General features: G+C 74.3%; 12 protein-coding genes and 1 pseudogene. 7 read left to right on the top strand and 6 right to left on the bottom strand.

Annotation, left to right across the window (positions count from 1 at the left end; all coding sequences use genetic code 11):
• Positions 1–443 precede the first annotated feature (443 nt).
• The gene (locus tag ACLF5H_RS17965; protein ID WP_421677014.1) at positions 444–992 is read right to left on the bottom strand and encodes a MarR family winged helix-turn-helix transcriptional regulator; all 549 of its coding nucleotides are present in this window, start codon (positions 990–992) and stop codon (positions 444–446) included.
• Between the two features lie 134 nt (positions 993–1,126).
• Between ACLF5H_RS17965 and ACLF5H_RS17960 the strand changes: the two genes are divergently transcribed.
• The gene (locus tag ACLF5H_RS17960) at positions 1,127–2,389 is read left to right on the top strand and encodes an MDR family MFS transporter (RefSeq protein ID WP_421677022.1); all 1,263 of its coding nucleotides are present in this window, start codon (positions 1,127–1,129) and stop codon (positions 2,387–2,389) included.
• 62 nt (positions 2,390–2,451) lie between these two features.
• Here ACLF5H_RS17960 and ACLF5H_RS17955 read toward each other — a convergent pair whose 3' ends face one another.
• The 3 genes from ACLF5H_RS17955 to ACLF5H_RS17945 all read right to left on the bottom strand — a co-directional run bounded on the left by ACLF5H_RS17955 (position 2,452) and on the right by ACLF5H_RS17945 (position 6,443).
• On the bottom strand, positions 2,452–3,237 hold the full coding sequence (locus tag ACLF5H_RS17955; protein ID WP_421677013.1) for a class I SAM-dependent methyltransferase: 786 nt from the start codon (positions 3,235–3,237) through the stop codon (positions 2,452–2,454).
• 52 nt (positions 3,238–3,289) lie between these two features.
• Entirely contained in the window at positions 3,290–4,945 is a 1,656-nt protein-coding gene (locus tag ACLF5H_RS17950) for an ATP-binding SpoIIE family protein phosphatase (protein ID WP_421677021.1), read from the bottom strand.
• Between the two features lie 133 nt (positions 4,946–5,078).
• Complete coding sequence (locus tag ACLF5H_RS17945) at positions 5,079–6,443, bottom strand: NAD(P)/FAD-dependent oxidoreductase (protein ID WP_421677012.1); 1,365 nt, start codon at positions 6,441–6,443, stop codon at positions 5,079–5,081.
• A gap of 376 nt (positions 6,444–6,819) precedes the next feature.
• On the opposite strand from ACLF5H_RS17945, the gene ACLF5H_RS17940 reads away from it, so the two are divergent.
• Positions 6,820–7,614: a TetR/AcrR family transcriptional regulator gene (locus ACLF5H_RS17940; protein ID WP_421677011.1), complete on the top strand. Its 795-nt coding sequence runs from the start codon at positions 6,820–6,822 to the stop codon at positions 7,612–7,614.
• A 236-nt stretch (positions 7,615–7,850) separates the two neighbouring features.
• Positions 7,851–9,698: a sigma-70 family RNA polymerase sigma factor gene (locus ACLF5H_RS17935; protein WP_421677010.1), complete on the top strand. Its 1,848-nt coding sequence runs from the start codon at positions 7,851–7,853 to the stop codon at positions 9,696–9,698.
• On the opposite strand, the gene ACLF5H_RS17930 is transcribed toward ACLF5H_RS17935, so the two are convergent.
• Together ACLF5H_RS17930 and ACLF5H_RS17925 are read right to left on the bottom strand one after the other, a co-directional pair.
• Complete coding sequence (locus ACLF5H_RS17930; RefSeq protein WP_421677009.1) at positions 9,685–12,936, bottom strand: ATP-binding protein; 3,252 nt, start codon at positions 12,934–12,936, stop codon at positions 9,685–9,687. The genes ACLF5H_RS17935 and ACLF5H_RS17930 overlap by 14 nt on opposite strands.
• A gap of 135 nt (positions 12,937–13,071) precedes the next feature.
• Positions 13,072–15,135, bottom strand: a complete 2,064-nt coding sequence (locus ACLF5H_RS17925; protein ID WP_421677008.1) for an asparagine synthase-related protein — start codon at positions 15,133–15,135, stop codon at positions 13,072–13,074.
• Positions 15,136–15,846: 711 nt separating this feature from the next.
• Between ACLF5H_RS17925 and ACLF5H_RS17920 the strand changes: the two genes are divergently transcribed.
• The 4 genes and pseudogenes from ACLF5H_RS17920 (at position 15,847) to ACLF5H_RS17905 (ending at position 20,964) form a co-directional block, all read left to right on the top strand.
• A complete protein-coding gene (locus ACLF5H_RS17920) occupies positions 15,847–17,271 on the top strand; it encodes an MFS transporter (RefSeq protein ID WP_421677007.1) in 1,425 nt (474 codons plus the stop codon).
• 85 nt (positions 17,272–17,356) lie between these two features.
• Entirely contained in the window at positions 17,357–18,604 is a 1,248-nt protein-coding gene (lhgO, locus tag ACLF5H_RS17915) for an L-2-hydroxyglutarate oxidase (RefSeq protein WP_421677006.1), read from the top strand.
• 13 nt (positions 18,605–18,617) lie between these two features.
• Positions 18,618–19,430, top strand: a complete 813-nt coding sequence (trmB, locus tag ACLF5H_RS17910) for a tRNA (guanosine(46)-N7)-methyltransferase TrmB (RefSeq protein ID WP_421677005.1) — start codon at positions 18,618–18,620, stop codon at positions 19,428–19,430.
• Positions 19,431–19,496: 66 nt separating this feature from the next.
• Positions 19,497–20,964 (top strand): annotated as a pseudogene (locus ACLF5H_RS17905) (PrsW family intramembrane metalloprotease).
• Position 20,965 lies beyond the last annotated feature (1 nt).

Genomic DNA, 20,965 nt, shown 5'->3' with positions numbered 1-20,965 from the left:
TACTCACCCTCTCGGGCTTTCCTCCGGGCTTCCCTTCGGTGTTTCCGACTCTATCAGATCTTTTCTCGATCCGATTTCCTCGGTGCTTTCCAGGTTCTCGCTTTCGCGTTTCCCTTTCCGGCGGTTCCGACTCTATCAGATCCTTTCGGCGTCTGACCCCCAGTCAGCGGGGTTTGTCTTCCCGGCCGTTGGGCCGTTCCGACGTCTCAAACCTTAGCGGATCCCTTCGGCAATTCCCAATCGGGCCGCCGAATCCCTATTCGAATTGAATTCGGGCACGCCGAAATCAACCCGGAGGGAGATCGTGCTGATGGTGTGAGGGTTGCCGCTCGAAGCGGCCAAGGTGTCACCGCGGAGACAGTACGGCTCTGCGGCAACCCGAAGAACTATACGGACGGGGTCGAGGCGTGTCAACCGCGCCCTGTCAAGATCTTTTCTGCGGCTCAGTCGAGGTCGCTGAGCCGGCCACCGGCGTCCGGCTGGGCGTGCTCCACCCGGCGCAGGAGCGTGGTGAGGACCTCGCCGAGGACCGAGCGCTCCGCCGGGGTGAGGTCCTGGAGCAGGTCCTCCTCGAAGACGGTCGCGAGGCGCATCGCCTCCAGCCACTTCTCCCGGCCCTCGGGGGTCAGCTCGATGATGACCCGCACCCGGTTGGCCTCGTCGCGCTCCCGGGTGACCAGGCCCTCGGTGACCATGCGGTCGATCCGGTGGGTCATGGCGGCCGGGGTGAGGCCGAGGCGCTTGGCGAGCTCGCTGGGGCCCAGGCGGTACGGGGCGCCGGAGAGGACCAGCGCCTTGAGCACCTCCCACTCGGCGTTGCTGATGCCGAGGGCGGCGGTCTGGCGGCCGTACGCGACGTTCATCCGGCGGTTGAGCCGGGACAGGGCCGACACGATCTTCTCGACCTGCGGGTCGAGGTCCTGGAACTCGCGCTGGTAGGCGGCGATCTGTTCTTCGAGGGTCGGCTCAGCGACGCCGGCGGTGTCGGCCATGGGCCGAGTATGGCACGCGGCCGCTTTGCCTTGAAGTCCTTCACTGTGTACTCTTTAGCTTCGAACTTTAGCTTTGAAGTCTTCACTCCTAACTAGTGAGAGAGGTGAACGTGACCAGGGCGATGGGCGCAGCGATGCGCCGGATCCACGTGGGCAACGCACTCAGCGCATTCGGGCTCGGCTTCACAGTCCCCTACCTGTACGTCTATGTGGCGCAGGTGCGGGGTCTGGGAGCCATGACGGCGGGACTGGTGCTCGCCGTCTTCGCCGTGGCCGCGTTGATCGTGCTGCCGTTCGCCGGCCGGGCGATCGTGCGCCGCGGCCCGCTGCCGGTTCTGCTCGCCGCCCTGGTCACCGCCGCGCTCGGGGCACTGAGCCTGGGGCTCGCGGGCAGCGCGTGGTCCGTCCTGTTCGCCGCCTCGGCGCTCGGTGCCGGCCAGGCGGTGATGCAGCCGGCGCTGGCCACGATGATCGTGGACTGCTCCAGCGCCGACACCCGCTCCCGGGCGTTCGCGATGCAGTTCTTCCTCCAGAACCTGGGGCTCGGCATCGGCGGCCTCATCGGCGGTCACCTGGTCGACACCACGCGCGTCTCCTCGTTCACCCTGCTGTTCGCGATCGAGGCGGCGATGTTTCTGCTGCTGGTCGCGGTGATGGCGACCGTGCGGATGCCGCACTCCCCCCGTCTGGAGGACGCGCCCGCGTCCGCGAAGGGCAGCTGGAAGCGGCTGCTCGGCAACCGGGCGATGGTGCAGCTGTGCGTGCTGGGCTTCGTGCTGTTCTTCGCCTGCTACGGGCAGTTCGAGTCGGGGCTGAGCGCCTACGGCGTGGAGGCCGCCGGGATATCCACCTCCACGCTGGGTACGGCCCTGGCCGCGAACACGCTGATGATCGTGGTCGCCCAGTTCGCCGTGCTCAGGTTCGTGGAGCGCGCCCGGCGCACCCGGGTGATCGCCCTGGTGGGCCTCATCTGGGCGGTGGCCTGGGTGGCCGCGGGCTACGCGGGGCTCGGGCACGGCAGCCAGGAGATGGCGACGGCCGCGTTCGTGTCGACGTACGCGCTGTTCGGTCTCGGTGAGGCGATGCTGTCGCCGACGGTGGCCCCGCTGGTCGCCGATCTGGCGCCAGAGGGTCTCGCCGGTCAGTACAACTCGGCGTTCGCGCTGGTCAAGCAGCTGGCGCTGGCCGTAGGACCGGCGGTGGGCGGTCCCCTCGGGGCATCGCTGCACGCGCCGTACATCGTGACCTTCGTGCTGTTCTCGCTGGGCATCACCTATCTGGCGCTGCGGCTCGGGCGGCAGCTCACGGCGGTGCAGGACCAGCCGTGGTCGGTGCGGGCGAGCCGGGTGGTCAGCCGGGGCGGGGCGACCGCGGAGTCGGTGCCCGCGGAGGCGTGAGCCCTCGCTGTGTCACGACGGCCGTCACCTTCGGGTGGCGGCCGTCGCCGTATGGGCACGGCTCAGCGGATCCCCGTGACCAGCCGCACGGTGAAGGGGAGGACCGCCGTGCCGTCGGGCGCGGTGCGGGGTGCCAGCTCGTCGCGGACCAGCCGGGCGGCGCCCCGGACGGCCTCCTCCCCGCCCGCCGCCCTGAGCAGACCGCCCCACAGAGCCGCCAGATGGCCGTGGACGTACTCCTCCAGCGGCGGAAGCGCGATGTCGGACGTGATCTCGCGGTGGGTGAGGGCGCCGTAGCCCACCGCGCGCAGGGCGGTCGTGAGCTGGTCGGCCGTCCGGACGTAGGCGCGGGTGAAGTAGGGGAGCGCGTCGGGGGCGTACCGCCGTAGCGCGCGCTCATGGGCGAGGAAGTAGGGCTGGCGGTCGAGCGGGGCCCAGACGGTGGCGGCGAAGCGGCCGCCGGGGCGGGTGACCCGGGCCGCCTCGGTGAGGGTGGCCGTCAGATCGGGGAAGAACTGGGCGCCCTGCTGGCAGACGACCGCGTCGAAGGCGGCGTCCGGGTACGGGAGGCGATCGGCGGGGGCGGCGGTGAAGTCGATCTCCGGGCCGCGGGCCCGCGCGACCCGGATCATGCCCGCGTCGATGTCGGCGCCGCGGACCCGGCCGGTGGGGCCGACCAGGGCGGCCGCCGCGCGGGCGGCGAATCCGGTGCCGCAGGCGAGGTCGAGCACGCTCTCACCGGGGCCGGGGCGCACCGCGTCCAGCAGGGCGGCCACGAAGGGCGCCATGATCGGGGCGCTGTGGGTGTCGTACGCCTCGGGGCCCTCGGCGCTGCATGCGTCTGCCATAGGTGTGCTTGTAACACCGGGAGCGGCGTACGGGCCAACCCGTGGTCGCCGCTCAGGGTCTCGGTTTCGGCAGCAGGAACTCGCACCAGACCGCCTTTCCGCCGCCCGGGGTGCGGCGGCAGCCCCAGGTGGAGGCGATGGTGGCGACGATGGCGATGCCCCGGCCCGACTCGTCGGCCGGTTCGGCGCGGCGGCGCCGGGGGAGGTGGTCGTCGCCGTCGGTGACCTCCACGATGAGGCGGCGGTCGGTGCGGCGCAGCCGCAGGCGCATGGGCGGGGTGCCGTGCTGGAGGCTGTTGGCGACGAGTTCGCTGGTGGCGAGGACGCCGAGGTCATGCAGTTCGGTGGGGAAGCGCCAGCTGGTGAGGACGCCGGAGGCGAAGGCGCGGGCGCGCGGTGCGGCCTCGACGCCGCCGAGGAGTTCCAGGGCCGCGCCCCGGAACAGCTCGCCGTCGGGGCCGGTGCGGGCCGGGTGCTGGAGGACGAGGACGGCCACGTCGTCGTCGTGGTCGGCGGTGACGCCGGCCGAGCGGACCAGCCGGTCGCAGACGACCTGGGGGGAGCCGGTGGCCCCGGCCAGGGCGCGTTCCAGGGCGGCGATGCCCTCGTCCAGGTCTTCGTTCCTGCGCTCCACCAGGCCGTCGGTGTAGAGGACCGCGGTGGAGCCGGGGAGCAGCGGGATCGAGCCCGAGGAGTGCAGCCAGCCGCCGGTGCCGAGCGGCGGGCCCGTGGGTTCGTCGGCGCGGGAGACCGTGCCGTGTTCGTCGCGGACCAGGATGGGCAGATGCCCGGCGGAGGCGTACACCAGCCGGCCCTCGTTGGGGTCGTGGACGGCGTAGGCGCAGGTGGCGATCTGGTGGGGGTCGATCTCGGTGGCGAGGCCGTCGAGGAGTTGCAGCACCTCGTGCGGGGGCAGGTCGAGGCGGGCGTAGGCGCGTACGGCGGTGCGCAGCTGGCCCATGACCGCGGCGGCGCGCACGCCCCGGCCCATGACGTCGCCGATGACGAGCGCGGTGCGGCCGCCGCCGAGGGTGATCACGTCGTACCAGTCGCCGCCGACCGCGGCCTCGGTGCCGCCGGGCTGGTAGGTGGCGGCGACGCGCAGGTCGTCGGGTTCCTCCAGGTCCTGCGGGAGCAGGGAGCGCTGGAGGGTGACGGCGGTCTCGCGCTGGCGGCGTTCGCTGGCGCGCAGCCGTTCGGCGGCTTCCGCGTGGTCGGTGACGTCGGTGGCGAAGACGAGGACCGCGCCGTCCCCGTCGCCGCCGTCCGCGGCGACGGGGGTGCAGGTGAACGTGTACGAGCGGCCGTCCACCGCGCGGCGGGACTTCAGGGTGCGCGGGCGGCCGCTGCGCAGCACCTGGTCGAGCAGCGGGAGCAGGCCGAGGCCCGCGAGTTCGGGCAGGGCCTCGTGGGCGGGGGCGCCGGTGGGGCGGGGCCCGAAGGCCGTCGTATAGGCCTCGTTGACGTAGGCGAGGCGGTGCTCGGGGCCGTGCACGAGGGCGACGAGGGCCGGGACGCGGTCGAGGACGGCGCGGGCGGGCAGTTCGTCGACGGCGGGGACCGGGTCGGTCCCGTCGGCGGGGCCCCCGGCGCGGGCCGCGGGCACGGAGCCTTCCCCTCGCCGGTCCGTGGGTACCGCGGTCTCGGTCCGCGCGGCGGCGCGGCGCTGCGTTCCGGGGAGCCGGGCGCTCCAGCGCGTGAAGTTCACTGTGGGCAAGGCCTCGTGGGTGCTAGGGCGGGCGGGGGCCCGTCCGATGTCGTGGGGCAGTCTGGCAGGGAGCCGGCCGCGGCGGGCGACATCCGTCAGACGGTGGGGCGGGCCGTGGAGTTCCTGGATCCGGTCAGGACGACCCCTTCGGGTCGTGAGGATGCTTTCCCCTGGCCGCCAGTTCGAACTCCGCGCGCGGGTGTTCGAGTGAACCGAGCGAGACGATCTCCCGTTTGAAGAGCCCGGAGAGGATCCATTCGGCGAGCACGCGGGCCTTGCGGTTGACGGTGGGCACCCTGCTGAGGTGGTAGACGCGGTGCATGAACCAGGCAGGGTAGCCCTTCAGCCGCCGTCCGTAGACCTGGGCGACGCCCTTGTGCAGGCCGAGGGAGGCGACGGAGCCCGCGTAGGCGTGCCGGTAGGTGTCCAGGGGTTCGCCGCGCAGGGTGTGGACAAGGTTGTCACCGAGGACCCTGGCCTGGCGTACGGCGTGCTGGGCGTTGGGCGCGGTGCGGGCCCCGGGGTCGGCGGCGGTGACGTCCGGTACGGCGGCGGCGTCGCCCGCGCCCCAGGCGTGTTCGGCGCCCTCGACGGTCAGCTGGGCGGTGCACCGCAGCTTGCCGCGGTCGGTGAGCGGCAGATCGGTGGCGACGAGCAGCGGGTGCGGCCGGACTCCGGCGGTCCAGACGACCGTACGGGTCGGGAAGCGCTGGCCGTCGCTGAGCACGGCGACCCGGTCGGCGCAGGATTCCAGGCGGGTGCCGAGGAGCACCTGGATGTTGCGGCGGCGCAGCTGGGTGACGGTGTAGCGGCCCATGTCGGCGCCGACCTCGGGCAGGATGCGGTCGCTCGCCTCGACGAGGATCCATCTCATGTCCTCGGCGCGGACGTTGTGGTAGTAGCGGGCGGCGTAGCGGGCCATGTCCTCCAGTTCGCCGAGGGCTTCGACGCCCGCGTAGCCGCCGCCGACGAAGACGAAGGTGAGGGCGGCGTCGCGGATCGCGGGGTCGCGGGTGGAGGAGGCGATGTCCATCTGTTCGATGACGTGGTTGCGCAGCCCGATGGCCTCCTCGACGGTCTTGAAGCCGATGCCGTACTCGGCGAGGCCGGGGATGGGCAGGGTGCGGGCGACGGAGCCGGGGGCGAGCACCAGTTCGTCGTAGCCGAACAGTTCGGTGCGGCCCGCGTCGGCGGTGGCGAGGGTGGTGACGGTGGCGGTGCGCGCGGCGTGGTCGACGGCGGTCGCCTCGCCGACGACGACATGGCACTGGTCGAGGACGCGGCGCAGCGGCACGACGACATGGCGGGGTGAGATCGAGCCCGCGGCGGCCTCGGGCAGGAAGGGCTGGTACGTCATGTAGGGGTCGGGTGTGACGACGGTGATCTCGATCTCACCGCGCCTGAGCTCGGCCTTCAGCTTCCGCTGGAGGCGCAGGGCCGTGTACATCCCGACGTAGCCACCGCCGACAACCAGAATGCGCGCACGTTCCTTCACCATCCCATGACGCACCCGGCGCTGTTGTTTGTCCACAGGCCCGACAATTTGTGTGACCGGAGGTCCTGTGACGGGTGGTGCGGGCCCGTCGGCCGGGGTGGTGGAAAGGGGGCAGGTCAGCGGGGGCGGACGCGCGGGCGGACGCGCCGGGAATCGGGACGTATATGACTCGTACTCCGATCGAGGGGCGCAGTGTGCGGAACCTGCCCCTTCTGAATTGACTGCCTCTCAACTATGTTCGTGTCGACGGGGTGTAGGGGATGTGGTCGTACGGGCTCCGCGACGGGCCGGCCCGCGGCGATCGGTACCCCTTCGCACACTCCGGCATCAGTGACGGGGAGTGTCTCCGGGGGGAGACGTCATGCACCGGGGGAAACACATGCATATTCAGGACACGCACTGGTCGGCCGCCACCGCGGTGGCGGCCGGAGGATCGGCGATGCCGGCGGTGCCGGCGGTCGCGACGGCGAACGGGCGCGCGGACGGGGCGCGTACGACGCCGCTGCGGGTGGACGCACAGCGCAATCTGGAGCACGTGCTGCGTGCGGCGCGTGAGGTGTTCGGCGAGCTGGGCTACGGCGCGCCGATGGAGGACGTGGCGCGGCGCGCGCGGGTCGGGGTCGGGACCGTCTACCGGCGCTTTCCCAGCAAAGACGTACTGGTCCGGCGGATAGCCGAGGAGGAGACGGCGCGGCTCACCGAGCAGGCGCGGACGGCGCTCGGGCAGGAGGACGAGCCGTGGTCGGCGCTGTCCCGGTTCCTGCGCACGTCGGTGGCGTCGGGGGCGGGCAGGCTGCTGCCGCCGCAGGTGCTGCAGGTCGGTTCCGCGGAGGGTTCCGCGGAGGCGGCCGACGGCGTCCGCTCGGTGATCGAGGAGGTCCGGGTGCCGCAGCAGCGGCTTCAGCCGGGGCCGGGTGAACTGCGTCTCGTGGGGCAGGACTCCGGCTACTCGGAGGATTCCGGGGCCGGTGAACTGCTCGCGGTCGTGGGGCAGTTGGTGGAGCGGGCGCGGGCGGCCGGGGAGCTGCGGACCGATGTGTCCGTCTCCGACGTGCTGCTGGTGATCGCCACGGCGGCGCCTTCGCTGCCGGACGCCGCGCAGCAGGCGGCGGCCTCGGCGCGACTGCTGGACATCCTGTTGGAGGGGTTGCGATCCCGGCCCGCGATCGGCTGATCCCGTCCTCGGCGCCGTCCTCGGCGGGAGTTTCGTCCGGCCACCCGCGTCACCCGAGCGATCTTCACGCCCGGGTGACGCGGGTGGCTTTTTTCGCGCCTTTTTCGCGCCCTTTTCCGTGGCCCGTGCCGGCGGGTCCCCTCGGACGGGTGACAGGAGGCGGAGGGGGTCGTTGAAGAAATGACGATGTGGGACGCTGGGGGCGTGATGTCGGGCTGGGGCGGGGGCGTTCCGCGATGAGTGTTGACGGGGCGCGTGAGGACGAGGGCGCCGGGACCCAGGTGCCCAGCCAGGGGCGCCGGACGGGCAGCAGGAACGTCCCGGCACAGCGGGGCGCACCGACCGGTGACGCCGAGCTGATCGAACGGATGCGGGGCGGCGACGACTCCGCGTACGAGGAGCTGTACCGGCGGCACGCGGCCGCGGTGCGCCGGTACGCGCGCACCTGCTGCCGGGACGCGCACACCGCCGACGACCTGACCGCCGAGGTGTTCGCCCGGATGCTCCAGGCCGTGCGCGGCGGCTCCGGGCCCGAGCACGCCGTACGGGCCTATCTGCTGACCTCCGTGCGGCGCGTCGCCGCGCACTGGATCAACTCGGCCCGGCGCGAGCAGCTCGTCGACGACTTCGCCGCCTTCGCCCAGCAGGCCGCCCGCTCCTCGGCGGTGGCCGACGACGACACCCTTGAACTCGGCGCGGACGTACGGGCGTTGCACGAGGCCGAGCAGTCCATGGCCATGCGGGCGTTCCGTTCGCTGCCGGAGCGCTGGCAGGCCGTGCTGTGGCACACCGAGGTGGAGGACGAGTCCCCGAGCGAGGTCGCCGTCCTGTTCGGCCTGGACGCCAACGGCACCCGGGTGCTCGCCAGCCGCGCCCGGGAGGGCCTGAAGCAGGCGTATCTCCAGGCCCATGTCAGCACCACCCTCACCGACGACGCGGAGTGCGCGCGCTACGCCGACCAGCTGGGGGGCTACGCCCGCCGCAAGCTGCGCGTGCGCGCCGAACGGGGGCTGCGCAAGCATCTGGAGGAGTGCGCCAGGTGCCGGCTCGCGGCGGCGCAGATCGAGGAGGTCGCGGGGGGCATCCCCGCGGTCGTGCCGGTCGCGGTCATCGGCTGGTTCGGGGCCGCCGGGTACGCCAAGGCGCTCGGCCTGGTCGCGGGCGGCGCGGGGGCCGGGGCCGCGGGGGCGGCGGAGATCGGAAGAGCGTCCGCGAGCGGGTCCTCGGGCGGTGCCGGTTCCGCGGGCGGGGCCGCCTCGGAGGCGATCGGGGCGCCGGTCAAGGCGGGCATCGCCGCCGGTGTCGTCGCGGTCGCCGCCGCGGCGGTGGCCTTCGGCCTCGTGTACGACAGCCACCCGGCGAAGGAGGTCGCCAAGCCCTCCTCGCCTGCCCCACCGGTCGTCGTACAGACGCCCGCCCCGCCGAAGCCGACGCCCACCCCGAAGCCGAAGCCCGCGCCGGTGGTGCCCGCCGCGCCCGCGCCGAAGCCGGACCCGACACCCCCGCCGCGGCCGACGCCGACGCCGAAGCCCGCGCCCCCGAAGCCGAGCCCGAAGCCCACACCGACCCCGACCCCGACGCCCACCCCCACCCCCACGCCCACGCCCACCCCGACGCCCACACCGACACCTCCTCCCCCGGCGCCCCCCGCCGTCTACCAGCTCAGCGAGCTGAACTACGACGTGAGCGGCGACGGCACCCGGCCCGAGATCGCGCTCGGCGCGAGCAGCTGGGTGTGGCAGCGGTACGGCCTCGACATCGGCGGCACGCAGTTCGCGCACGGCGCCACCGTCCGCGGCGAGTCCTCCGTGACCATCGACCTCAACCGGCAGTGCACCGCGTACGACGCGATGGCCGGTGTGGACGACATGACCCTCGGCCTCGGCAAGGTGAGCTTCGCCGTCTACGGGGACGGGGTCCCGCTGTGGCACTCGGGAATGGTCAAGGGCCGCGACCGGGCCGTCCCCGTCCATGTGGATCTCACCGGGCGCAGGACCGTCCAGCTCGTCGTGCGCCCGCACCGCGACGCCTTCGACCGGACGGCGCTGGCGGACTGGGCGGAGTCCCGGTTCACCTGCCGGTAGCCCGGCGCAGCTCGCGCAGGACATCGGTCTCGTCGTAGCCCGCGCCCCGGGCCTGTTCGGCCGCGTACCGGTCGGCGGGCAGGGCCGCGCGGGCGTCGGCACGGATCCGGGCGGCCTCGGTGCGCTCGGGTTCGCTGCGCGGGCAGCCGTCGCGCCAGTGGTCGGCGGCCGCGTACAGCCGCACCGCGGCCGGCAGGTCGCCGAGCCGGGCGAACAGACCGGCCGCGGCGTCCACCATGCCGCCGGTGATCGACTCGGCGCAGCGCACGGCGACGGCCTCCGCCAGTGCCCCGGCCAGGATCGGCAGGCCCTGCTCGGGGCCCGACTCCGCGGCGACCAGCAGCGCCTCGACGGTGCGCATCCCGGCCACGAACTGCGGTGGGGACGTCTCGGGCCCCGCCACCTCGCGGATCGCCTCGAAGTGCGCCCGGGCCTCGGCGGACCGGCCGTCGTACAGGGCGATCCAGGCCCGCATCAGCAGCACGAAGGCACGGGACTCCGAGACCGCGTACCGGTCCGCGGCGGTGCCCGCCTCGTCCAGGGCGGCGAGCGCGGCGTCCCGGTCCCCGAAGCGGAAGGCGATGTCGGCGAGTCGGGCCAGCAGGAACGGCGACTCCGCGTACGCGCCCACCTCGTAGGCGAGCCGCAGCGCCTCCGCGTACTCGCCGCGCGCCTCGGTGAACCGGCCGCGCGCCATGTGCGCCTCACCGGCCGCGCTGCACACCTGCGCCCGCATCCAGCGGTCCCCGACCCGGCGGCCGATCACCCGCAGTTCGGCCAGGTCCTCGTCCACCCCGAGCAGATTGCCGGGGGAGTCGACCCGCACATGGGCGCGGAACATCAGCGCAGCGCCCAGCTCCCAGTCCCCGCCGTACACACGGCAGTTGTCGACCACCGGGGAGGTGTCCCGGGCGGCGTCCTCCGGGCCGCCCAGGTAGTAGGCGGTCATCGGCCAGATGACGCCGGGGAGGCGGGCGGCGACCGGGCCACCGGGCTCGTAGGCGGCCCGGACGAGAGTGAGGTAGCGCGGGGCCCGGTCGTCGGTGGCCATGTGGTCCATGCTGCCGCCCGCTGTCAGGAACAGCTCGAACAGCCTGAGGTCCATGCGGAGTTCGCGCAGCGGGTGGGTGGCCTCGGCGTCCGGGGCGGCGAGCAGGGCGGCCACATGGTCGGCCGACTCCGTCCGGGCCGCGAGGGTCGCCGGATCGTCCGCCGCACCGGCGTCGAGGGCGGTGCCGAGCCGGAGGACCTGGCGTACCCGGGTCGCCGCCTCCTGGCGGTAGTTGCGCAGCCACCAGAACCAGCACATGGCCCGCACGAGCGCGCCCGCCGCCTCCTCCTCACCGGTGCGCACCGCGCGGTCGAGGGCGGCGCGGATGTTGTCCAGGTCGCTCTCCAGGCGGGAGATCCAGCGGAGTTGGTCCGCCGAGCGCAGCAGCGGATCGGCCTGTTCGACCAGGGCGCGCGCCCAGGCGCGGTGGCGGCGCTCGGCGGCGGCGCGCTGCCCGGGGGCCTCGGCGGCACGCTCGGCGGCGTACTCGTGGATGGTCTCCAGCATGCGGTAGCGCATGCCGCCGGGGCCGCCGGGAGCCGCGACGACGAGGGACTTGTCGACCAGGGCCCCGATCAGGTCCGCCACCGGCCCGGTGCACACGGCCTCGGCCGCGGCGAGGTCCCAGCCGCCGGCGAAGACGGAGACCTCGCGCAGCACGGTGCGCTCCCGCTCGTCCATCAGGTCCCAGGACCAGTCGACCACCGCGCGCAGGGTCTGCTGGCGGGGCAGCACCGTGCGGCTGCCGGAGGTGAGCAGCCGGAAGCGGTCGTCGAGGCGGTCGGCGATCTGCCGGGGGGTCAGCAACCGCAGCCGGGCCGCGGCCAGTTCGATGGCGAGCGGCAGTCCGTCCAGGCGGCGGCAGATCTCCGCCACGGCGGCGGTGTCGCCGAGCACCGCGTCGGCGTCGGGGCGTACGGCCCTGGCGCGTTCGGCGAAGAGGCGGTGCGCCTGCTCCGGGGCCAGGGGTTCGACCGGTCGCACGGACTCGCCGGGCACGCCCAGGGGCTCGCGGCTGGTGGCGAGGACGGTGAGGTGCGGGCAGTGGGTGAGGAGGGTCTCGGCGAGGGCGGCGGCCGCGTCGATGACGTGCTCGCAGTTGTCGAGCACGACGAGTTCGGCGCGCGGGGCGCAGTACTCGATCAACAGGGCGGTGGGATCGCTCTGTTGGGGGGCCAGCTCGGGGCTCAGGAGCACGGTCTCGCGCAGCCCGAGGGCGCTGACCACGGCGCCCGGCACCGCGTCCGGCTGGTCCAGCGGGGCCAGTTCGACCAGCCAGGCCGGGTCGAGGGCGGCGGCCTCCTCGGCGAGCCGGGTCTTCCCGGAGCCACCGGGTCCGATGAGGGTGACGAGGCGGGAGCGTCTCAAGTCCGCGCGTACGGCTTCGAGTTCGCCCTCTCGGCCGACGAAGGAGGTGAGGCGGGGGCGGAGGTTGCCCCGGCGGGCCGGGGGCGGCGGGGTGGGCCGGTGGTCCCGTGCCAGCAACTCGGCGTGCAGGGCGCGCAGTTCGGGGCCGGGGTCGGTGCCGAGGGTGTCGGCGAGGGTGCGGCGGGCGGACTCGTAGGCCGCGAGGGCGTCGGCGGGGCGTCCGGTGTCGGCGAGGGCGCGGATGAGGAGGGCGTGCAGCGGTTCGTCGTACGGATGGGCCGCGGTCAGCTCCCGCAGCTCCGGTACGACGTCCCGGGCGCGGCCCAGGGCGAGGGCGGCGGCGGCACGGGCGCGGGTCGCCTCCAGGCGCAGCGCCTCGGGGCGGGTGGCGGCGGTGCGGTCGGGGAGGTCGGCGAGGGCGGGGCCGTACCAGAGGGCGAGGGCGGCGGTCAGGGTGCGGTGGGCGGTGGCGGGGTCGCCGTCGGCGAGGGCCTTGGTGCCGGTGCGGGTGAGCCGTTCGAAGACGTACAGGTCGATGTCGTCCTCGGTCGCTTCGAGGCGGTACCCGCCGGGGGTGGAGGTGACGGCGTCCTTGCCGAGGGCCCGGCGCAGGCGGCCGACGAGCGCCTGGAGGGCGGCGGGGGCGTCCTGGGGCGGGGCGTCGGTCCAGATCTCCTGGACGAGGGTGTCGGAGGTGGCGCCGCGGCCGGGGCGCAGGGCGAGGGCGGCGAGAAGGGTGCGGAGGCGGGGGGCGGTGAGGGGGTGGGGGGTGCCGTGGCCGTCCGTCGCCTGGGTGATGCCGAGAATTTTGTACCGCACCGGGTCATTGTCGCCGGTGGCCGGGATTCCGCACGAAGGGTTTGCGGGCGGGGGCCGAAGCGCCCCGGAGGGACGCGGGGAACCGCGCGATCAGCCCACCACCGGGCCGCAGACGTGACGCGACCGGAGTCCCGCTCACAGGCCGGAGGCCAACGCGTCCCGCCGCCGCAGGATCCCCGCGGGTACCGCCCTGGACCGCGCCGGCGTCCCCGTCCAGCACGTCCCCCGGCGGGACAGCAGCCGGTGCAGCCACAGCTCGAGGGAGACCAGGTCGGCCAGGCCCTCCACCGTGGACCCGGTGGCCGCCGAGCGCAGCGCCTCGCGGATCACGCCCCCGTCCACCAGCCCCGCGTCCGCGAGCAGCGGGCGGGAGAAGAGGTCGAGCAGCGGGTCGGCGGACAGCCGCAGGCCCGCCCGCGCGGCGGCGGCCGAGGACGCGTGCGAGGGGGTGCCCCAGCCGGGCGGCAGGTCGGTGATGCCGGTGCTCTTCAGGACCGTGCGCAGGATCTCGGCCCGCGCACCGGGCCGCACCCGCAGCGCCTCCGGCAGCTCACGGCACGCGCGGACCACCTGGTTGTCGAGGAAGGGCGCGTGCAGCCGCTGCGAACGGACCTCCGCGGACTGCTCCAGCACCCGCAGATCCGCGGCGTACCGGGCGAGCGCCGCCCGGGCCCGGTGCTCGCCGGGCCGCTGGACGCCCGTACCCGACCGGTCGCCCTCGACCCCGAGCAGAACCGATACTTCAGCCAGTGCCTCCCCCGTGAGCCACCGGGCGGCCGGACCCGGCGCGGCCCAGGTCAGCGCGGCGAGCGACGCCCCGACCGCGCCCTTCGGCTCCTCGAACCGCCGCCGCATCAGCCGCTCGGCCAGCTCCTCCAGGCCCGCCCGGTACGGCGTACGGGCGAGCCGCCGGGCCGCGCCGTACACCCGCGCCGGGACGAGCACCGAGCCGTCCGCCCGGGCGAGGGCGGCGACCGGCCCGACCAGATGCCGGCGTCTGCGGTCCATCAGCAGGTCGGCGAGCCGGGCCGGATGCGCGTCCAGGACCTGGCGCGCGCCGTGCCCGGTGAAGTGGTCGGCGCTGCCCGCGGCCAGCCGCGCCCGGTGGCGCCCCGCGGTGACCAGCGAGGGTCCGGGCTCGTCGGTGAGGGGGCCGTCGAGGTCGGCGTAGGGCAGGGCCTCCTCGCCGCCGGTCACCACCACGTGGTGCAGCCGCGGATCGGCCGCGAGCGCCCCCGCCCGCTGCACCTCGGCCTCCCGCCCGCCGACGGCGAGGTCGTTGAAGGTGACGGCGAGGAGGCGTTCGCCGGTGCCGTGGCCGAGCAGGGTGCCGGGCCGCCCGGGCAGCCCGGCGGCGAGCAGCGCGAGGGTGGCGGAGGCCGGGCCGCCGGACAGGTCGGCGCCGATCCCGGGCACCGGCATCCCGCGCCGGGCGCGCCGCTCGGCGGGACCCATCCCGGGCACCGGGCCGGGATCGAGGTCGGGTACGTGCCGGGGCGCCGAGAGCCGGGTGCGCACCGCCTCCACCAGGGCGTCGCGTACGGCGTCCACCGCGCGGTCGGGGTCGGCCGGGGGCGCGGACACGGCGAGCGAGGAGACCGGGTCGTACCCGGCGATCTCCCGCGCCCCCGCACGCAGCACCAGCGCGTGCCCCGGCGGAATGCGCCGTACCCCTTCGTAGGGCGTGGTGTCGCGCAGCGCGGCCGGGACGTCCGGGGCGGCGAGCAGGGCGGCCAGATGGCCGAAGTCGAGGTTGGCCTCGATGAGGTCGGCGAGCGGCAGCGCGGCGGTGGCGTACGCCGTGCCGCCCGCCCACGGGGTGTGGAAGACCGGGCGGGCGCCCGCGAGGTCGCCGCAGACGGTGACGCGGCGGCCGACCTGGACGACCGCGGTGTAGCTGCCGGGCCAGTTCGTCAGATGGCGCAGGGCGCCGCCGCGCGCGGTGAACAGGCCGCGCCGCAGCTCCTCGTCGGAGGCGCCGCAGATGCCGAGGACGGCGATGCGGTTCTGCTCGTCGGCCGTGATCACGCGCACCTCGTCCGGGCGCCAGTCGCCGACCGCCCACAGCGGGTCGGGGTCGCCCCACAGGAGCTGGGAGCCGACCGGGTGCAGGGTCTCGCCGTCGGCGCCCAGCGAGCCGGCGGAGCCGAGCCCGGCCGCGCCCGCGGCGGCGCTGCTCCACCCCACCAACCACCGCATCGTGCCTCCACAGCCTGTGGACAACCAGTGCACCGATCGAACCGGTCCCCATGCTGCCACGAAGGACGCCTGGAAGAGGTGTGGTGACACCGCACGAAACGGCGGGAGGAGGAGGGGGGTTCGCGACCGTGCGGCCACCGTGATCCAGGGTTCGGACGGGTGTCACCAGGCACGGCTCGACGCGAATGCGCCCCCGGTACGCTCCCCCAAAACGCCTTTCACGCCCCTAAGTTGCATGGTCGGAGCAGAAATCCCCCCGACGCCTGCGGGACGATTTTCAGCCAAATACCGGATCGGGCCCGGGAGATGAGCACGCTCCGTAGGGGCTCGCGGTGATCGCGGCGCCCCGGACGCACGCACGGTCCGGGAGACGGCATCCGCCTCCCGGACCGGTCCGCCACCCGCGGGGATGAAGGCGGCGGTGTCCCCCAGCCCACTGGATCCAGTACAGCGGGCCGACCCACGCAAGACCAGGAAACCGCCCGCGAGTTGGCCGGAGAAGAGCGCACGGCCGGGCGCACGGCCACACGCGCGGGGGCACGCGAGGACCGGTCCGTGCACGGTGCGTACTGGTCCGCACTCCCGTACGGACCACAATCCCGCCATCCGGAACAATGCCCCTTAACGCTTGGGATGCGGCGAACTACGCTGGGTTTACGAATGCCGCACGGTTATGCCCGCGCGGCGGCCGTCTGTGTCGAGGGGTGGCGCATGTCCAGGGAGCAACGCGGGCCGAACGAAAAACTCGGCGCCGTTCTCGCCCTCGCGGGAATCAGCAACGCAGGACTCGCGCGTCGCGTCAACGACCTTGGCGCCCAACGCGGGTTGACACTTCGCTACGACAAGACGTCCGTGGCGCGCTGGGTGTCGAAGGGCATGGTGCCGCAGGGCGCCGCGCCCCACCTCATCGCGGCCGCCATCGGACAGAAACTCGGCCGCCCGGTGCCGCTCCACGAGATCGGCCTGGCGGACGCGGACCCCGCGCCCGAGGTCGGCCTCGCCTTCCCGAGGGACGTGGCGCAGGCGGTGCGGTCGGCGACCGAGCTGTACCGCCTCGACCTCGCCGGGCGCCGGGCCGGCTCCGGCGGGATCTGGCAGTCGCTGGCCGGATCCTTCGCGGTGAGCGCCTACGCGACGCCCGCCTCGCGCTGGCTGATAACCCCCGCCGACAGCTCGGTCGCGCGGGAGGACGGCTCCGTCGAGGGCGCCGGCGCACCGGTCAGAGTCGGCCACAGCGATGTCCGCAAGCTGCGGGAGGCCGCCGAGGACGCCAGGCGCTGGGACTCCAAGTACGGGGGCGGCGACTGGCGTTCCTCGATGGTGCCGGAGTGCCTGCGCGTCGAGGCGGCGCCGCTGCTGCTCGGCGGGTACTCCGACGAGGTCGGCCGCGCGCTGTTCGGCGCCTCCGCCGAACTGACCCGGCTCGCCGGGTGGATGGCCTTCGACACCGGCCAGCAGGAGGCGGCGCAGCGGTACTACATCCAGGCGCTGCGGCTCGCCCGCGCGGCCGCCGACGTGCCGCTCGGCGGGTACGTCCTCGCCTCCATGTCGCTCCAGGCGACGTACCGGGGCTTCGGGGACGAAGGCGTCGACCTCGCGCAGGCCGCCCTCGAACGCAACCGGGGGCTGGCCACGGCCCGCACCATGAGCTTCTTCCGGCTGGTCGAGGCGCGCGCCCACGCGCGCGCCGGGGACGCGCAGGCGGCGGGCGCGGCGCTGAAGGCGGCGGAGAGCTGGCTGGAGCGCTCCCGCGAGGGGGACCCCGATCCCTCGTGGCTCGGGTTCTACGGCTACGACCGCTTCGCGGCGGACGCGGCCGAGTGCTACCGGGACCTGAAGCTGCCGCGCCAGGTGCGCAGGTTCACCGAGCAGGCGCTGTCGAAGCCGACGGAGGAGTTCGTGCGCTCGCACGGGCTGCGGCTGGTCGTCTCCGCGGTGGCCGAGCTGGAGTCCGGGAACCTCGACGCGGCCTGCGAGCAGGGGGTGCGGGCGGTGGAGGTGGCCGGCCGGATCTCCTCGGCGCGGACCACGGAGTACGTGCGGGACCTGCTGCACCGGCTGGAGGCGTACGGCGACGAGCCGCGGGTGGTCGAGCTGCGGGAGCGGGCCAGGCCCCTGCTGATGACCCCGGCGTAGCACCGCGCCCCGGCACCGGTGCGGTACTGATCACCCCGGCGTTTGAAGGCACTGTCAGTGGCGCAGTGCACTATCGACGTGGGAGGTGGTGCAGGTGCCGGTCGGGGCGTACGACTGTGATGTGCTCGTGGTCGGAGGGGGGATCGTCGGGCTGTCGACGGCGTACGCGGTCGGCAGGGCGGCGCCGGGGACCCGGGTGACCGTGCTGGAGAAGGAGCCGGGCCCCGCGCGCCACCAGACGGGGCGCAACAGCGGGGTGATCCACAGCGGGATCTACTACCGGCCGGGCTCCCTCAAGGCGCGGTACGCGGTGCGGGGCGCGGCCGAGATGGTCAAGTTCTGCGCCGAGTACGGCGTCGAGCACGCCGTCACCGGCAAGCTGATCGTGGCCACCGAGCGCGCCGAGCTGCCCCGGCTGCACGCGCTGGTCCAGCGCGGCCGGGAGAACGGAATCCCGGTGCGCGAGCTGGGCGCCGCCCAGATCGCCGAGTACGAACCCGAGGTGCGCGGACTGGCCGCGATACACGTGGGCAGCACCGGCGTGTGCGACTACACGGGCGTGGCCCGGCAGCTCGCCCTCGCCTCCGGCCCCGACATCCGCTACGGCGCGCGGGTCGTCCAGGTGGACCGGCGCCCGGAGCGGGGCGTGGCCGTGCGCACCGCGGCCGGGGACGTGGTGCGCGGGCGGGTCCTGGTGAACTGCGCCGGGCTGTACTGCGACGAACTGGCCCGGCTGACCGGGGACGAGCCCGGCGTGCGGATCGTGCCGTTCCGCGGGGAGTACTACGAGCTGGCCCGGCCCGAGCTGGTGCGCGGCCTGGTGTACCCGGTGCCGGACCCGGCCTTCCCGTTCCTCGGCGTGCATCTGACCCGGGGCGTCGACGGCGGCGTCCACATCGGCCCGAACGCGGTCCCGGCACTGGCCCGGGAGGGGTACGGCTGGGAGGTCGTACGGCCCCGGGAGCTGGCCGGCACCCTGGCCTGGCCCGGATCGTGGGCGCTGGCCCGGCGGCACTGGCGCTACGGCACCGGTGAGCTGCACCGCTCGCTGTCGAAGGGGGCGTTCCTGGAGGCGGTGCGCAGACTGCTGCCCGCGGCGCGGGCGGCGGACCTGGTGCCGGCGCCGGCCGGGGTGCGGGCGCAGGCGGTGCTGCGGGACGGCTCACTGGTGGACGACTTCCTGATCAAGGAGGGCGCCCGCGCGGTGCATGTGCTGAACGCGCCGTCCCCGGCGGCCACCGCCTCCCTGCCGATCGGCCGGGAGGTCGCGCGCCGGGCGCTGGGGATGCTGGCGGCGGCCGGTGGCGCGGGCATCTCCGCGCCGCGCCCGTAGACTCGTTCGTACTGTGTCTGATGCGCTGAACACCCCCGACGTCCTGTCCGAGCCGGCCCCGGACGCCCCCGGTGCCGCCCCCCGGCCCGCCCGGGCCAAGGGCGAGCCGCGCTTCCCGGACGGCCCGCAGGCCGATCCCGCCGGCTCGCACTTCGAACGGCGGATCCGCAGCTTCCAGCCGCGCCGCAGCCGGGTGACGACCGGGCAGGCCGACGCGCTCCAGCGGCTGTGGCCCGCCTGGGGGCTGGACATCGACGGACAGCGGGTGCTCGACCTGGCCGAGCTGTTCGGCAACGACCGTCCGGTGGTCCTGGAGATCGGCTTCGGCATGGGCGAGGCCACCGCGCAGATGGCCGCCGCCGACCCGGGCACCAGTGTGCTCGCGGTCGATGTGCACACCCCCGGCCAGGGCAATCTGCTGAACCTGGCCGAGCAGAACGCGCTGGACAACATCCGGGTGGGCAACGGGGACGCGATCATCCTGCTGCGCGAGATGCTCCGCCCCGACGCGCTCGCCGGGCTGCGGGTCTACTTCCCGGACCCCTGGCCCAAGAAGCGCCACCACAAGCGGCGGCTGATCCAGCCCGAGTTCCTCGATCTCGCCGCCACCCGGCTGCGGACCGGCGCGCTGGTGCACTGCGCGACCGACTGGGAGCCGTACGCGGAGCAGATGCTGGAGGTGCTCTCCGCCCACCCCGACTTCGAGAACACGCAGGCCGACGGCGGTTTCGCGCCCCGGCCCGGGTTCCGGCCGCTGACCCGTTTCGAGGGACAGGGACTGGACAAGGGCCATGTCGTGCACGACCTTCTCTTCCGCCGCCGGTAGACGCCGCGGTGAACGCCGCGGATAAACCGCTCAGCCCCTCGTCCCGCCACCGTTAGGGTCGATGCCGTGGCCACCAGTTCCGTGTACCCAACGTATCCCCCGCACCCCGGTGCCGAGGCGCTGCGCCACCCGCACTGGTGGCAGCTGCGCTGGGTGCGGTACGGCGCGCTGATCACGCTGCTGGCGATGTCCGCCCTCGTCATCCTGGCGCTGGTGCGCAAGGAGACCGGCACCGAGGGGTTCCTGGTGGGGCTCGGCCTCGCGGTGCTGCCGGTGCCCTGGCTGATCACCGCGTTCCGCTGGCTGGACCGGGTGGCGCCGTTCGCCTGGCGGAACCTGGTGTTCGCGTTCTGCTGGGGCGCGTTCGCGGCGGCGCTCATAGCCATCGTCGCCAACAGCTTCGCGACCAAGTGGATAGCCACCTCCACCGCGGACCCGGCGGGCGCCAACACCCTCGGCGCCACCGTGATAGCCCCGATCGTCGAGGAGTCCGCGAAGGCCGCGGCCGTCCTGCTCGTCTTCCTCTTCCGCAGACGCGAGTTCACCGGGGTCGTGGACGGGATGGTGATAGCCGGGATCACCGCCACCGGGTTCGCGTTCACCGAGAACATCCTCTATCTCGGCACGGCCTTCGGCACCGACCAGGTCACCGGCGGCCACGGCATCGTCTCCGTCACCGCCGCCACCTTCTTCGTGCGCATCGTGATGTCCCCGTTCGCGCACCCCCTGTTCACCACCTGCACCGGCATCGGCTTCGGCCTCGCCGCGGTGTACGGCTCCCGCGGGCGCGCCCGGCGGGTGCTGATCCCGCTCGGCGGACTGCTCCTCGCGATGTGCATGCACGCCCTGTGGAACGGCTCCGCCGGCTTCGGGCAGTACGGCTTCCTCGCGGTCTACGGCGCCTTCATGCTGCCTGTGTTCGGGCTGCTGACCTGGCTCGGGATCTGGACCCGGCAGCGGGAGCTGCGCACGGTGCGCGAGGAGCTGCCGACCTATGTGCTGGCCGGCTGGCTGGGCCCGGCCGAGCCCGGCGCGCTGGGCTCGATGCGGGCCCGCCGGATGGCCCGCGACTACGCCCGCCACCACGCCGGGCGCCCCACGGCGCGCACGACGCTCTTCCGATCTCTACGCCCGCCACCACGCCGGGCGCCCCACGGCGCGGGCGGTCGCGCAGTACGAGACGTACGCCACCGCCCTCGCGCTGCTGCGGGCGCGGGGCCGCCGGGGCCGGGCGGGCGCGGACTTCGCCGCCCGTGAGCGGGAGCTGCTCCAGGAGCTGTGGCAGCGCCGGGAGGCCGCCCGCCCCGCCCTGGAGTACGCGGCCCGCAGGGCGGCTCCCGCCCCCGTCCCGAGGGGCTGGGCACCGGCGCCGTACGGGCACGCGTATGTCCGGGGGCCGGGGCAGGGGCAGGGGTACGGCGGTCCCGGCTACGGGTATCCGCAGGGCCCCGGACACGGATACGCGCGGGGCCCGGGTCCCGGGTACGGCTACCCGGCGGCGCCGTACCCCTCGTACAACCCGTACCAGATGTGAC

The organism is Streptomyces sp. LaBMicrA B280 (assembly GCF_049222185.1).
GTDB classification, from domain to species: Bacteria; Actinomycetota; Actinomycetes; order Streptomycetales; family Streptomycetaceae; genus Streptomyces; species Streptomyces murinus.
This window is presented reverse-complemented; position numbering and strand designations above follow the sequence as displayed.